We start from the raw sequence: 14,565 nt of genomic DNA, 5'->3' as shown, positions 1-14,565 counted from the left end.
TTGTCTCTGTTCCCTACACTGTCTGACTTCTCACAGGGTTGTCACCCCGTCAGGTATCTAATACTTACTTCTTTTTTCTTACTTTTGATGAGCTATTTATCGATTCATTTAGTCTGCCAATTTATCAGTTGACTTGTATAGGCAACAGTTTTATGTTGGTAAACTAAGCCGCTTCGTCACCGAAGCGACTCGTCTTCGGAACCGTGCTTGCAACTTTCACCGCACACGGCTGCTCTATTCTTAGGCTCTTTTATGAGTACCTCACCATTGACTAGTGTTGGAATGTCATCAGACCATACCCAATTTAGTTGATTAAACCATTTGGTTAGCTTTTGATTTTCCTTTTTCCTTTTGTGAGCTTTAATGCTCTTAAGGTCGTCTTTGGTTTTTATATCGTGACAATGTTTATGTAGAAGTTGACGATTATCTATTGAGTTTGTACCGCCTAATCTTGTAGGGGTAATATGGTCGTTTTCGATAGTATCGTCTTCCTGAAAGGAGAGATTACACCAGTTACATTTGCCGTTTTGTTTTTTAAGCAATCTGGCTGTTTGGGTTTTAAGTTCTGGGTGTTCACCCATTCTTTTTGCCCAATATAATGTATCTCCGTCGTAAGGTGATTTTTCTCCTTTGACTTTGGTGTGATAGTTTATGGCTGTTTTTGTATGTTTTATTAAGGTACAGCCTTTTTTATCTCCAAATACCCAGTTATCTTTTCCTTCGCTTGTCCAGTATTTTTTGACAATCCATCTTTTTCCTTTATTTGGATGTCTTCTGTATGTCCATCTAGCTAACCTTAAATATGTCAGTCTTCCCATTTTTGAGAAAGATGACTTAGCTGCTACTGTTTTAAAGTAGTTGCACCATCCTCTTATTATTGGGTTTAGTTTGACTATTAAGGTTTTTTGTGATGATGCCCTATATTCCTTACAGGTATTAGCTATATTGTCGTAGTGACTTTTTAGGCTTTCTTCTGAAGGTTTTATTATCGTTTTGAATCCTAGTTTTCTTCCATTGGTGTTTTTTCCAGTTTGATATTTTCCTACTGGAAATTGTCTGATGTTAAATCCTAAGAAGTTAAATCCTGGTTTCGTATCATTCAATTCTTCTAAGGTATGTACCATTCTGGTTTTTTCTGGTTTGAATTCTAGGTTGTATTGGGCTAACCATTCTTGTATAATCTCTTGACTTTGTTTTATTATTTCAAGACTTTCATGAATTATGACGAAATCATCTGCATATCTGATTAAGGATATAGAATTGATGTTATCTCTTTTACATCCTTTCCAAGATGCAGCGTATTCCTTAATTCGTGTTTCCATTCCATGTAGGGCTATGTTTGATAGGAGTGGGCTTATAACGCCGCCCTGGGGCGTTCCCTGATGGTTTGGTGTCCTGGTGTGATTTACAAAATCACAGATATCTGCTTTTAGCCAAGCTCTTATTTGTCTCCTACAGGTAGGAAATGTATTGAGTTTATCTAAAAGTTTTGAATGGTTTATACGGTCGAAGACAAGGAAAAGGGGAGCATCAAAAACTTATAATGACATTGCGATTACGCTTCGCGTACCCCGAAGGGATCGCGACAATGAGTACTATAAAAAGTGTCTTTTCGTTGGCAGGAAGGCAAGCTCAGGGATTTGTCGAATCAATATTGCAGTTGATGAACATTAATTTACCTGTTCCTGACCATAGTACTGTGTCAAGACGTTTAGGTAGATTGAAAATCGAGTTGCCAGTGGAAAAAAAAAAGTAGTCGCCCGCGTCATTTAGTCATAGATTCTACTGGGATAAAAGTATACGGCGAGGGAGAATGGAAAACTAGACAGCACGGAATTTCTAAAAGACGAACATGGCGAAAACTGCATTTGGGAATAGATGAAGCGACAGGCGAAATAGTCAGTGCTGTAGCAACTACGAATGATTATCACGACTCTCAAGTTTTGGAGGATATTTTAGAGGAAACAGAAGATAATATTCAGCAAGTATCTACTGATGGGGCTTACGACACACAAAGATGTTATGAAGCAATACAAAAAAGGCAAGCTAAAGCTATTATTCCGCCTCGCAAAAACGCCAAAACCAAGCAGCATGGCAACTGTCAAAAACCACCGTTACCAAGAGATGAAAATTTGAGAGCAATTCGTCAAATGGGACGGAAAAAATGGAAAAGAGAAAGTGGTTATCATCGACGCTCAATAGCAGAAACGACGATGTTTCGACTTAAATGCACTTTTGGCGGGGAACTAGCGTCTCGCCAATTTGAGAATCAGGCGGTGGAGTTGTTTTTACAATGTGTCGCTCTTAATCGCATGATTCAACTCTGCAAGCCAGAAAGTTACATTGTTGCTTCATGATTTAATTAATTTTAGATTTAGCGTTTGTTTCTTGCCTTGTTCTAATTCATGCAACAACGCCTATTGAGACTGCTCGATATTTATTCCATAAATTTATCGGCGTTGCACAGTTACAAGATGATGCAATCTAGAGTAGATATTTTTTGATAGTTTTTCAATTAATTCTCCATGTTTCAAAATCGGGTATCATTCATCAGTTGTGCAACGCCTATTTTTTAGTGATAAACTAACTCAGGTATAACTGCAAAGGGTGGAACTTTTGCTATTCCAGTCTATTTAAATCTCGCTCCAACAAGATCGCAACCATTTAACTTAATTAGAGAACAATGCAATGAATAAAGTAACTGTTGCTGAAGACACGTTGTGGTTCGTAACGAGATCGGAAATAGCCACCGCAGTCTTGACAATGATATCTTTATTTTCCTTTAATAACTCCATACTCGATCGCCTCCAAAATAGCCATGACTATCTCACCTACTAGCCAATCGAGTCTTGAAGCAGTCAAAACCATCCAGGCTGAAATGCAGCGCTCCGTTATCGGTCAAAATTATGTGGTCGAGCGGCTACTAATTGCCCTGCTGTCTAACGGCAACGTGCTGTTAGAGGGACTGCCGGGACTAGCCAAGACTCGCTCCGTTAAGAGCCTGGCTAAGACCTTAGATGCCGGACTCAGTCGCATTCAGTTTACCCCCGATCTATTGCCCTCGGATGTCACGGGTACGGAAATCTACCAGAACACTCCAGAAGGCGGTACCTTTCAGTTTCAGCCAGGACCGATTTTTAACAACCTGGTACTAGCTGACGAAATTAACCGCGCCCCAGCTAAGGTACAGGCTGCCCTACTAGAAGCCATGGAAGAACGGCAGGTGACCGTTGCTGGTACTACCCATCGGCTACCCAATTTATTTATGGTGTTGGCTACCCAAAACCCCATCGAGCAGGAAGGCACCTATCCCCTACCCGAAGCACAAATGGATCGGTTTCTGATGAAAATTTATATCGACTATCCTGATGAGGAGTCCGAAAAGCAGATAATTCGTCTGGTACGAGGAGAAGAAAAACAGCAGAAAGCCGGACCGGGAGAAAAAGTGACGGTACCCCAACAGGCGATTTTTGATGCCCGTCAGGGTATTGAGGATGTCCATGTCTCGGAAGCGATCGAAGCCTACATCACCGATTTGATATTTGCCACTCGCTATCCAGAACGCTATAGTTCCGAGCTCCGCACCTGGATTCAGATTGGTGCTAGTCCGCGCGGCTCTCTCGGCCTAGACAAAGCATCGCGGGTACATGCCTGGCTGCAGGGTCGCGATTTTGTCACCCCCGATGATGTTAGAGCGATCGCCAAAGACGTGCTGCGTCATCGTATCGCTCTCAGCTATGAAGCAGAAGCGGAGCAGATTACGAGCGATCGGGTAGTTGAGGAAATCGTGAAATTAGTGGCAGTGGTGTAGGAAAGATGAACGGCGTTTACATTAGCCTCGACCGACTGGCGCGTCTGCGTTATCAGGCCAGGGGCTTCAGCTTCTTACCGCGTCAGCCCATCAACAGTTTATTGGCCGGTCGTCATGCTTCTCGCCTGCGGGGACGGGGGCTAAATTTTGAAGAATTGCGCCGCTATCAACCGGGGGATGATATTCGCACCATTGACTGGAAGGTGACGGCCCGTACAGGCAAGACCCATACACGGGTCTACACCGAAGAACGAGATCGCCCGACGCTGCTGATTGTCGATCAGCGTCTCTCCATGTTTTTCGGCAGCCAACGGGCGATGAAATCGGTGACCGCTGCCGAGGTCGCAGCACTAACTGCCTGGGGTGTGGTAGATGCTGGAGACCGGGTGGGAGCGATCGTGTTCGACGACTCCGATTTAGTGCAGATTCGTCCCGACCGCAGTCGCGAGCGAGTTATGCGCATTCTCAAGGCGATCGCTACCAAAAATCAGGCTCTAAAGCTAGATCGGGAGATTGTCGCCAACCCTGCCATGCTCAACCAGGCACTGACAGAAGCCGTCCGGACCGTCACCCACGACCACCTAATCTGTCTGGTCGGCGACCTCAACGGAGCCGATGCTGAAACTCGCCGCCTGATGACCCGTCTCTCCCAACACAACGATGTCATCGTTGCCTTCATCTACGATCCTCTAGAAACCGCCTTACCTCAAGCCGGACGGTTGACCCTAAGCGATGGAGAGCGACAACTGGCGATCGACAGCAATAACACTTCCCTGCGACAGCGATATCAGAATCAGTTTCAAGAAAGGCTGACTAGGGGAAAAACCATTCTGCTGAAACAGGACGTTCCCTTGTTGCAAATTAGTACTAGCGAAGACGTGACCGCTCAACTCAGACGACTGTTAGGAGGAAGCCGATGACTGCTGCCGAAAGATTAACCGATCCTAGCTTTGGCAACTACATGCTTAACGGGTTGCGAGAGATCGCTTTACCCGAGCCTCCCAACTATCGACCTCAGACTGTGGGTTGGGCAATTCTCGCAGGTGTTGCACTACTCGGTCTGATGCTTTGGGGCATTCAGTGCTATCGCATCTGGCGTCAAAACCGCTATCGTCGCGCTGCGCTGAAACGACTGGCGGAACTAGAGCGGCTTTCCCGGCAATCGAGTACCAAGACAGAAGCACTACGGGAACTACCAGCGCTCTTGAAACGAACGGCATTAACAGTCTATCCCCGGGAGCAGGTAGCTCAACTGTATGGCGATGACTGGCTGACCTTTTTAGATAGCACCTATAACGGCGATGACTTTATACGTGGTGACGGACGCCTACTTTCCCAACTGCCCTATCAGCCTCCAGAAGCCATTGCCCAACTTAGCGCTTTGGTAGTTAACGGGTTAATCTCCGCTGCTCGTAACTGGATTGCTAGCCATCAAACCCGACTCCAAGCTCGACCCCGAACTAAGCCCTAGCAGTCAGAACAATTCAAAATGACCAATTAAAAATTCGCGCATTACTATTAGCGGGGGCTTGAAACCCAGCAATTAATCAATTTTTAAATTATTTATTCAAAATTTTGCATTTTGCATTTTGAATTCAAAAAATGGTCACTAGAGAAAGAGCGCCAAAATTCATCTTTAACTCATCTATCCGTTTTTATCCTTCAATGCTTACTTTCGCCCTTCCCTATCTCTTCCTGCTCCTACCCCTTCCTCTGCTCGTGCGGCGGTGGGCACCCGCCTATGCTACTCCCCAAGAGGGTTTGCGGGTGCCGTTTTTTCAGAACCTGGTCTCCCTTACCGGTCAAACTCCTACCAAAGGAGCTTCGATCCTGAAGCCGAACTGGGCGCAGCGGCTGTTAGTGCCTTTGTGCTGGGGATTGTTAATTGTAGCCCTGGCTCAACCTCAATGGCTCGGAGAACCCATCACTCAGGTACGATCGGCACGGGATTTAATGCTGATGGTGGATTTGTCGCAGTCGATGGAAGCTAGAGACTTTACCGACGAGCAGGGTAATTCCATAGATCGTCTCCAAGCTGTCAAGCTAGTGCTGGATGACTTTATCGAGCGACGGCAGGGCGATCGCCTAGGACTGATTCTCTTCGGTACTAAAGCCTACCTGCAAGTTCCCTTTACCCAAGACCTGGACCTCTCCCGCTTTCTACTCAACGAAGCTCAAAGCAAAATGGCAGGAGCCCAAACTATGTTAGGAGATGCTATCGGCTTCGCCATCCAAACTTTTGAAACGAGTCAAACCGAAAAGCGAGTGGCAATCCTCCTCACCGATGGCAATGACACTGGCAGCCTAGTACCGCCCGCGAAAGCCGCCGAAATTGCTGCCCAAAAAGGTATTGTTATCTATACCGTTGCCATCGGCGACCCCGCCACCGTCGGCGAACAAAAACTGGACGAAGCGGCTCTTCAAGACATCGCCGACCAAACTGGCGGTCAGTTCTTTCGCGCCAGCGATCGCGAAGGACTTGCCACCATCTATGACACCCTCGACAAGCTCGAACCTCAAGAATTTGACAGCCGTTCCTACCAACCCAAACGCGACCTGTTTCCCATTCCCCTCGCTGGAGTTCTGCTGTTGACTTTGGGTTATCATTTGCTGATGGCGTTACGTAGACGAGAAGCAAGTGAAGCGTAGAGCTTAGACCGTCGCCAGATCGAGTCGGCTGAAAACGACCCCATTCTCCTACTTACCGATCGCTTTCCACCACTTTCACTGCTATGTCTCTCAACTTCCATTTCATCTATCCCCTCTGGCTGTTAGTCCTAATTCCTGCCCTCTGGCTGTTTTTCTTACTGCGAAATCAGCAGGAGGCACAGTCGCAGTGGAACAAGCTGATTGCCCCCAATTTGTTGCCCTATTTGATAGACAAACCAATAGAGAAGCAACAGTTACGTCCCTATCGGCTGCTGGTTGCTTCCTTAGTACTAGCGATTTTGGCTCTGGCAGGCCCCACTTGGCAGCGGGAGCCCTCCCCGTTTTCTGAGGATGAAGCCCCCTTAGTTATCGCCATCGAGCTGTCTTCTTCAATGACGGCGACCGATATTCAGCCTTCCCGATTGGAACGGGGCAAGCAGAAAGTTCGCGATTTGTTGGCGCAGCGCAGCACGGGGCGAACGGCTTTGGTCGCCTATGCAGGCAGTGCTCACTTAGTCATGCCCCTCACGGAAGATAGGCGCATTATTGAGACGTATCTGGCTGACCTGTCGCCAGAGATTATGCCTCGTTCGGGAAATGCCCCCGCTTTGGCTCTCGAAGTTGCTGAAGCTACTCTCTCGAAAGCCACCGTTCCTGGCAGCATCGTGTTTGTCACCGACGGCATCGGTACCGATTCGACTGCGGTTTTTACCGACTATCAGCGTCAGAGCCAAAATGACGTGGTTGTCCTGGGGGTTGGCACGGTTGCTGGGGGAAACATCCCCAACGCCGATGCCGCTTCCGTCGCTACCTATAGTCGCCTCGATCGCCAGGGTTTGGATGCCCTTAGCCGCCAGGCTGGAATTTATGTCACCGAAGTTACTGCCGACACTACCGACATTCGTCGCCTGAATCAGCATATTCAGCGCCATTTAGCTCGGGTACGGGAATCAGAGAGCGATCGCTGGCGTAACGAAGGTCACTGGCTCATCTATCCTCTAGCGGTACTGATGCTGTTCTGGTTTCGTCGGGGCTGGACTATTCAATGGCTCGCCGGGTTTTTGCTGGGATATTTGTTGTGGACACAGGGGGCGATCGCGGCTCCCCTACACGAATCAATACAACCTCCATATCCCCCTCTCTATCTCGCCAACCTCCCTAACTCTTTTCTCAACCTCTGGCTCACCCCCGACCAGCAGGGGCGCTGGCTACTCGATCGCGATCGCTATGCTGAGGCTGCCGAACGGTTTACCGATCCGCTCTGGAAGGGGATAGCTTACTATGTAAACGAAGACTTTGAAGCGGCGACAGAGCAGTTCGCCCGAGTTACTCCCAAAACTGCAGAGGTCTATTTTGACCTAGCCAATGCTTACGCTCAGCAGGAGGACTATAAAACCGCGCTGAAATATTACGATCGCGTCCTGGGTATGCGTTTAGACTATGCCGATGCCCAAGCCAATCGAGACTTAGTACAAGCCCGATTAGACCGGGAGCGGGAATTAGCCAAACAGCGACCCGAAGAACAGGAGGGCGACCTCAAAGCCGATAAGGTAGTTGAAGACGACACGCCACCGCCCGAGCGGGAAAACGACCATCCGCGACCAAATCAGGACGGTCTTGGTGCCATTGGCATGACAGATTTGTGGCTGCAAAATGTGCAAACCACCCCCGCCGATTTCTTAAAGCAGAAGTTCCGCTATCAGCTAGAGTCAGAATCCGCGACTGAGGAGGCCGTATGAAATTTGCCAGTGCCAAAAAAACCTATTCACTTGCCCTCTCCTTGATGAAACGGTTATGGTCGGGGTTTGTCGTTATGCTGATTATCTCTATCTTTATCAGTGTTGGCGGATATCCCCTGGCAGCATTAGCCGATGAATCGTCATTCACCGACGAGTCGCCATCGGTACTAGTCCGAACTAATCTGAAACCCGAACATCCCGTAGTCGGTCAACAGGTAGAGTTCCAAGTAGATGTGTTTGTAGATACTTGGTTTGCCAAAGCACCCCAGTTTCCCGAAATTCAAATAGAAGACGCGATCGCGCTGCTGCCTCCCACTGCCTCAATTAACTTGAACGAAAGGATTGATGGCAAGTTCTACGCCGGTCAGCGGCGCACCTATTTTCTATTTCCCCAACTGCCCGGTCGCTATGTCATTCCCGAACTCTCTCCGACCGTAGTTCCCGCTCGTTTGGGAAACTCAACTAATGAGCCGGTCAGCCTATCCACACCGAGCGTTGATTTTTTGGCTCGACTACCTCCCGACTTAACGGTTCGGAGCGATCGCGCGATCGTGGCTACTCCTCAGCTTCACCTAGAGACTCAACTGAAAATTCAGGGGACTTCCGATCCCTCTCGACTCCGACAACTTCACACGGGAGATATTTTAGAGCGCACAGTGAAGTTGACAGCAGCAGATACCCTGGTAGCTATGTTGCCTGGAATCTCAGTAACCGACATACCGGGGCTGTCGGTCTATCCCGACCCGCCCAAGCTAACAAATCAATTTGAGCGCGGACAGTTTAAAGCCAGTCGTAGCGATCGCATTTCCTATGTAGCCCAGCAGCCGGGGAATTACCAGCTACCCGAGCAGACAATCTACTGGTGGGACACGCGCACCCAATCATTGGAGACGGATACGCTCCCTGCGGTGAAAGTGTGGGTCAAACCTACAGCACAGCAGTTGCTCGTTCGGTTGTTGCCTTGGTTGGCGGGGCTGTTGACTCTTATCAGCGTACTGGTTTACTTTCGCTCCTCGCTACAGGCTAAGTGGCAGCGCTTTCGCCAGCACCGTCAGAACTCGGAACGATATCAATGGCAACGACTATGTCATGCCTCCCTCAGCAACGACCCAGAGGCTACTTGGTCTCAATTGATAGCCTGGTTGGCTAGTATCCAACCGTCACCAGATCCCGTCATTTTAGAAAATTTTTTAGAGCGAGCAAACAGTTCGCCATTAACCCAAGCCGTTCGTGAGCTAGAGTATAGGTTATTTGCCCCTCAAAACAGCACCGAGTCTCCGTCCGCTTGGTCTGGTCGGGCACTAATGAAGGCACTATCTCAAATCCGGAAATCTAAATTACCACAGTTGCCTGACTCCCCTAGTTTTACCTTCAGCCTACCGCCGTTAAATCCAGTCACTCGACAAAACACAGAGAGCTAATCAGGTTTAATTATTCCATCCATCTTTTAATTAGTAATTTCAGATAGACCTTCCCTACCGGATTCCTGAAGCTCGTAGACTGTTTCCAGTTCTTTATTGAGGAAATAGTTAAGAAAAGTACGAATTACGGCGATCGCTGCTAACTTACCCAGTGCTTCGAGATTGGAAGTAATGGTAGTTGCTAAAATATCGGCTCCAAGTTGAAATTCTAGTGCCAAAGCTAGCCAAATACCAAAGCGGAGGCGAACCAATAAAGAAGGAAACGGCATCTGCTGACGGCGAGTAATTGTAAAAACTAACCGTAAAGTTGCGATAAGACCTAACAAGACGCAAAGAACCGCGATCGCTTCTAGCAGTCACTCTAAGATAAAAATAACATTGGCTAAAGCAGTTTCTAATCGCTCCATTAGCTCCATGAACTTCTTTTCTCCACAAAAAATAAGTGTTTAAGCTTTGATGAAAGGGTACCTGCAACATATAAGAAACTCGTAACTAGATATACAAAGTTATCTTGTTTGAAGGATAGATTACCGATAGTTTCAGAGTCATACAACTCGTCAAACTGATGTTCGATAGACTTAAGCATCATATTACTTCTGATGAATTTAGATTTAAGTAGGTGGGTGTAATTAAATATAAGATAGAAAGGACAGAACATGAACCAAGTATGCCAGCACCACTGCGTATAAAACTGAATCCTGAAGAAGAAAAAACCTTAGCCGAATTACGTAAAGCAATTTCAGTTCCATATCGGACTCGCGACCGCGCACATATGCTCAAATTAAATGCTCAAGGCAAAAACGTGCCAGAAATTGCCAGAATATTTAATTGTCACGAACACACGCTCAGAGCAACCATTAGACGTTGGGAAGCTAGAGGGTTAGTAGGATTGTGGGAAGAACCTGGAAGAGGAGCAAAAACCAAGTGGAAAACCGAAGATATTGAATACATAGAAACTTGCTTAAATCAGGAGCAACGAACTTATAACAGTACTCAACTTGCCCGAAAACTAAAGCAGAAGAGGGCAGTAGATTTAAGTAGCGATCGCTTAAGAAGAATCTTAAAAAAAAAGATATCGCTGGAAAAGAACCAGACAGAGCCACAGAAAAAAACAAAATCAACCTCTCAAACAAATTAAGAAGGCTGACTTAGATCTGCTAAAAATTGCAGCTAAGGAAGGTTACATAGACTTGAAATATCTAGATGAGGCAGGGTTTTGTTTATGGAGTCCAGTGAGCTATAGTTATAGTCTAATTGGGGAGCAGAAGTGTCTCCAACAAAGTCCAAAACGATATGGTTCAAGAATCAGTATTTTAGGTCTATGGCAAGAAGGAAAAAGCTTGGAATATGGTCTAGCCCAAGGTGGCTTCAAGAGTCAAAGCTATATCAAAGTAATGAACTGGATTGCCCAAAAAGCTGCTTCTTTATTCGAGAAAACAGGAAAACTTACTGTTGTTGTTCAAGATAACAGTCTTATACATAAAAGTCAGGAAGTTCGTGCCTGTTGGCAAGGTTGGTCAGAACAAGGATTGTTATTGTTTTTTCTTCCTCCTTATTGTCCCGAATTGAATAAGATTGAAACACAGTGGCATCAACTCAAAACCCATGAAATTGCTGGGCGTATCTTTGATAATGAATACGATCTGGCTATGACAATTATTCAAGGAATGAATCGTCGAAGTGAACAAAGCGATTACCACTTAAAACGTTTTATATTTAATTCTGCCTAGCTACTTATATAAATAATTTGCGTTCCCCATCGTCTTATTTTTTCCGCTCTGTCTGGTCGATATTGACAGCTAATTTAAATCAGAAAATCATATTTATCACCAGCGTTATGGCAGCAGCAATCTTAACCCAAGATTAATTCAATGTATTTTTATAACTTTCTTACAAGTTCTTATAAGATCCAGATATTTTCGTAGTATTTTTCTCTTGGTAACGAAATTCAACCAAGAGAAAAAATTAGTTTTTCAATGAAATGTATTTCTTTTGCTCTAGAAGCAGTCAAACGAAGTAAAAAAATGCTAATAAGGCTACTCCGTGTTGCTAAGATAGCGATCGCAGCATCTTTACTGATGCTGTTTAATCTCGGTACTTGGAGCAATAGTGTAGCTTTAGCAGCAGACTATTCCTCGAGCGATTTGAAACCTGCATCGCAGAAAATCGCCCAACTGACTACCACTCGAAGCTCTGATAAACCCAATATTGTAGTGATTTGGGGTGACGATATCGGGCAGAGCGACATCAGTGCCTATACTAAGGGTCTGATGGGCTTCCGCACTCCCAATATAGATCGCCTGGCTAAAGAAGGAGTGACCTTCACCGACTATTACGGCGAGCAAAGCTGTACCGCAGGGCGATCGGCTTTTATTACCGGACAGAGCGTTTTCCGCACTGGTTTGAGTAAAGTTGGTCTTCCCGGTGCCGATTTGGGTCTGCGAGCTGAAGATCCGACTATTGCCGAAATGTTGAAAGCTCAGGGTTACGCTACCGCTCAATTTGGTAAAAATCACTTAGGCGATAAGGATGAATTTTTGCCTACGGCTCATGGCTTTGACGAATTTTACGGCAACCTCTATCACCTTAACGCCGAGGAAGAACCAGAACTACCGGACTATCCCCAAGATCCAGAGTTTCGTAAAAAATATGGTCCTCGTGGAGTCTTGCATTCCTTCGCAGATGGAAAAATTGAAGATACGGGTCCTCTAACTCGCAAGCGGATGGAAACTATCGACGATGATATTGCCGATCGCTCTGTTGAATATGTCAAGAAGCAAGCGCAGGCTGGAGAACCGTTCTTTATGTGGACGAACTTCACCCACATGCACTTCCGCACCCATACCAAGCCCGAAAGTTTGGGTCAAGCAGGACGCTGGCAGTCCTTCTATCACGATACGATGATCGACCACGACAAAAACGTCGGTCAGATCTTAGATGCGATCGATGAGGCAGGAATTGCCGACAATACGATAGTCATGTATAGCACCGATAACGGTCCTCACATGAACTCTTGGCCCGATGCTGCGATGACTCCCTTTCGCAGCGAGAAAGATACTGGCTGGGAAGGTGCTTTCCGCGTACCTGCTTTCGTGCGCTGGCCCGGACATATCGAACCAGGTTCGGTATCCAACGAGATTGTCTCTCACCTAGACTGGATGCCTACTTTGGTAGCTGCTGCCGGAGAACCAGACATTAAGGAAAAACTGTTAAATAATTACCGAGCAGGCAACAAGAGATTTAAGGTACATCTAGATGGCTACAATATTTTGCCCTACCTAACAGGACAGGAAGAGCATAGTCCCAGAAAGTCGATCTTTTACTTCTCCGATGACGGCGACCTGCTAGCACTACGCTATGACAACTGGAAACTACACTTTGCCCAGCAGCGGACACCCGGTACTTTAGATCTCTGGACTGAGCCATTTGTGGCAACTCGAATACCCTGGATCTACAATCTCCGCACCGATCCTTATGAAAGAGCCAGTATTACTTCTAATACTTACTGGGATTGGACGATCGATCATGTATTCTTATTGGTACCGGCTCAGGAATATGTAGGCGATTTTTTAGCAACTTTCAAAGAATATCCTCCACGTCAGGAAGCAGCTAGTTTTACCATCGACCAAGTGCTTGAGAAGCTAAAACCTCCCGCTAGCTAGCAATAACGATTTGGTCATTGGTCATTGGTCATTGGTCATTAGTCATTCGTTTTTAGTCAAAAGAAAGACTGATGACGTTTGAAGTCAGAGCAGGGAGATGGGAAACCTCTTTCCTGCTTTATCGAGAATTGGCGATCGCTTTATTTTTTCTTTTGATTTTTTAATCTCGTATTGAAATAAATTGGTTTATCTATATTGCAAGTATAAAAATGTTTAGAAATAATCTTGAAAAACGATTAGTGGGTTTTGGTATTGCTGTGACGATTGCCTTAATTAGTTTATTGAGTTTTCCTTTACCAGTCCAAGCTAGCAAAGCTTCTTCCTGCCCGAACGGTATGGTATTTATCTCAGGAGGTTCTTTTACTATCGGAGCTGACAACTCTGAATTTGTCGAAGAGCAAGCTGCTGAGGACATTTCGGTGAGTCCGTTTTGCATCGACAAACACGAAGTAACTAACGCCGAGTTTGCGAAATTTGTCGAAGCAACGAGATACGTAACCGTCGCCGAACGTCCCCTTTCCAAAGAACAGTTTCCCGATTTACCCGACGAACAAAGGGCAGCGGGTTCTTTGGTCTTTGAGCCTCCTGCGGAAGATAGCCGACAAATAGCCTATTTAAGCTGGTGGCACTGGACTCCAGGAGCCAACTGGCGACATCCCTATGGACCTAATAGCGATATCGAAGGTAAAGATAATTATCCCGTAGTTCATATTGCCTATGAAGATGCCGTCGCCTACGCCAACTGGGCGGGTAAAACCCTGCCTACTGAAGCTCAATGGGAATTTGCGGCACGGGGAGGATTAAAGAATAAGAAATTTACTTGGGGAAATGAGTATTCTGCCCAGAAAGCCAATACCTGGCAGGGAATCTTTCCCTTTTTTAATACTAAAGAAGATAACTATATCGGAACTGCTCCCGTCGGCTCCTATTCTCCCAATCGCTACGGTTTGTACGATATGACTGGTAATGTCTGGGAGTGGACTTCCGACTGGTTTGCTGTTAGCCATGCCAACAAAGCCCACAGCAGCGATCCTACGGGACCCGCCAAAGAAGAGAGTTTCGACCCCAAAAAACCTGCTGACGGAGCCATGCACGTAGTCAAAGGGGGTTCTTATCTTTGCGCCAAAAACTATTGCAGTCGCTATCGTCCTGCGGCAAGAGAATCCCAGGCACCCGATACGGGAACGACTCACATCGGGTTTCGTGGAATTTTGGCTTTGAACGAATAATAAAAATTATCTGAGTGAATGAACCGAACGCGAGTGAGTATGGCAGTCACAAGA

11 protein-coding genes and 2 pseudogenes are annotated in these 14,565 nt (G+C 46.3%); 11 read left to right on the top strand and 2 right to left on the bottom strand.

Going from position 1 to position 14,565, the window contains the following annotated elements; translation table 11 throughout:
- Positions 1 to 176 precede the first annotated feature (176 nt).
- Positions 177 to 1,502, bottom strand: coding sequence for a group II intron reverse transcriptase (locus tag ACLFKQ_RS08860; RefSeq protein ID WP_448999488.1), 1,326 nt, complete (start codon positions 1,500 to 1,502; stop codon positions 177 to 179).
- Between ACLFKQ_RS08860 and ACLFKQ_RS08855 the strand changes: the two are divergent.
- From ACLFKQ_RS08855 to ACLFKQ_RS08820, 8 genes and pseudogenes are all read left to right on the top strand, one after another.
- Positions 1,420 to 2,357, top strand: a pseudogene (locus ACLFKQ_RS08855) (IS5 family transposase). The gene ACLFKQ_RS08860 and the pseudogene ACLFKQ_RS08855 sit on opposite strands and share 83 nt — an antisense overlap.
- Positions 2,358 to 2,688: 331 nt before the next feature.
- Positions 2,689 to 2,838, top strand: a complete 150-nt coding sequence (locus ACLFKQ_RS08850) for a hypothetical protein (protein ID WP_448999414.1) — start codon at positions 2,689 to 2,691, stop codon at positions 2,836 to 2,838.
- On the top strand, positions 2,819 to 3,811 hold the full coding sequence (locus ACLFKQ_RS08845) for an AAA family ATPase (RefSeq protein ID WP_448999413.1): 993 nt from the start codon (positions 2,819 to 2,821) through the stop codon (positions 3,809 to 3,811). Before ACLFKQ_RS08850 ends, ACLFKQ_RS08845 begins: the two co-directional genes overlap by 20 nt.
- A gap of 5 nt (positions 3,812 to 3,816) precedes the next feature.
- A complete protein-coding gene (locus ACLFKQ_RS08840; RefSeq protein WP_448999412.1) occupies positions 3,817 to 4,731 on the top strand; it encodes a DUF58 domain-containing protein in 915 nt (304 codons plus the stop codon).
- Positions 4,728 to 5,282: a DUF4381 domain-containing protein gene (locus tag ACLFKQ_RS08835; RefSeq protein ID WP_448999411.1), complete on the top strand. Its 555-nt coding sequence runs from the start codon at positions 4,728 to 4,730 to the stop codon at positions 5,280 to 5,282. Before ACLFKQ_RS08840 ends, ACLFKQ_RS08835 begins: the two co-directional genes overlap by 4 nt.
- Before the next feature lie 131 nt (positions 5,283 to 5,413).
- Positions 5,414 to 6,460, top strand: a complete 1,047-nt coding sequence (locus ACLFKQ_RS08830) for a vWA domain-containing protein (protein ID WP_448999410.1) — start codon at positions 5,414 to 5,416, stop codon at positions 6,458 to 6,460.
- An 83-nt stretch (positions 6,461 to 6,543) separates the two neighbouring features.
- A complete protein-coding gene (locus ACLFKQ_RS08825; protein ID WP_448999409.1) occupies positions 6,544 to 8,199 on the top strand; it encodes a vWA domain-containing protein in 1,656 nt (551 codons plus the stop codon).
- On the top strand, positions 8,196 to 9,620 hold the full coding sequence (locus tag ACLFKQ_RS08820; RefSeq protein WP_448999408.1) for a BatD family protein: 1,425 nt from the start codon (positions 8,196 to 8,198) through the stop codon (positions 9,618 to 9,620). Before ACLFKQ_RS08825 ends, ACLFKQ_RS08820 begins: the two co-directional genes overlap by 4 nt.
- A gap of 26 nt (positions 9,621 to 9,646) precedes the next feature.
- Here ACLFKQ_RS08820 and ACLFKQ_RS08815 read toward each other — a convergent pair whose 3' ends face one another.
- Positions 9,647 to 9,946 (bottom strand): DUF1622 domain-containing protein, encoded by a 300-nt coding sequence (locus ACLFKQ_RS08815; RefSeq protein WP_448999407.1) that lies wholly within the window; start codon positions 9,944 to 9,946, stop codon positions 9,647 to 9,649.
- A gap of 341 nt (positions 9,947 to 10,287) precedes the next feature.
- Here ACLFKQ_RS08815 and ACLFKQ_RS08810 point away from each other — a divergent pair.
- From ACLFKQ_RS08810 to ACLFKQ_RS08800, 3 genes and pseudogenes are all read left to right on the top strand, one after another.
- Positions 10,288 to 11,350 (top strand): annotated as a pseudogene (locus ACLFKQ_RS08810) (IS630 family transposase).
- 246 nt (positions 11,351 to 11,596) lie between these two features.
- Complete coding sequence (locus tag ACLFKQ_RS08805) at positions 11,597 to 13,282, top strand: arylsulfatase (protein ID WP_448999406.1); 1,686 nt, start codon at positions 11,597 to 11,599, stop codon at positions 13,280 to 13,282.
- A gap of 209 nt (positions 13,283 to 13,491) precedes the next feature.
- On the top strand, positions 13,492 to 14,511 hold the full coding sequence (locus ACLFKQ_RS08800; RefSeq protein WP_448999405.1) for a formylglycine-generating enzyme family protein: 1,020 nt from the start codon (positions 13,492 to 13,494) through the stop codon (positions 14,509 to 14,511).
- The last annotated feature ends 54 nt before the right edge of the window (positions 14,512 to 14,565 follow it).

This window comes from Myxosarcina sp. GI1(2024), from assembly GCF_053543375.1.
Note: the sequence above shows the minus strand (reverse complement) of the source record. Positions and strands in the feature narration are given on the sequence as shown.

Coding starts and splice junctions, on each gene's coding strand:
- ACLFKQ_RS08845 (WP_448999413.1), top strand. CDS start 2,819: ATGACTATCTCACCTACTAGCCAATCGAGTCTTGAAGCAGTCAAAACC.
- ACLFKQ_RS08835 (WP_448999411.1), top strand. CDS start 4,728: ATGACTGCTGCCGAAAGATTAACCGATCCTAGCTTTGGCAACTACATG.
- ACLFKQ_RS08820 (WP_448999408.1), top strand. CDS start 8,196: ATGAAATTTGCCAGTGCCAAAAAAACCTATTCACTTGCCCTCTCCTTG.
- ACLFKQ_RS08800 (WP_448999405.1), top strand. CDS start 13,492: ATGTTTAGAAATAATCTTGAAAAACGATTAGTGGGTTTTGGTATTGCT.
- ACLFKQ_RS08850 (WP_448999414.1), top strand. CDS start 2,689: ATGAATAAAGTAACTGTTGCTGAAGACACGTTGTGGTTCGTAACGAGA.
- ACLFKQ_RS08840 (WP_448999412.1), top strand. CDS start 3,817: ATGAACGGCGTTTACATTAGCCTCGACCGACTGGCGCGTCTGCGTTAT.
- ACLFKQ_RS08825 (WP_448999409.1), top strand. CDS start 6,544: ATGTCTCTCAACTTCCATTTCATCTATCCCCTCTGGCTGTTAGTCCTA.
- ACLFKQ_RS08805 (WP_448999406.1), top strand. CDS start 11,597: ATGAAATGTATTTCTTTTGCTCTAGAAGCAGTCAAACGAAGTAAAAAA.
- ACLFKQ_RS08830 (WP_448999410.1), top strand. CDS start 5,414: ATGGTCACTAGAGAAAGAGCGCCAAAATTCATCTTTAACTCATCTATC.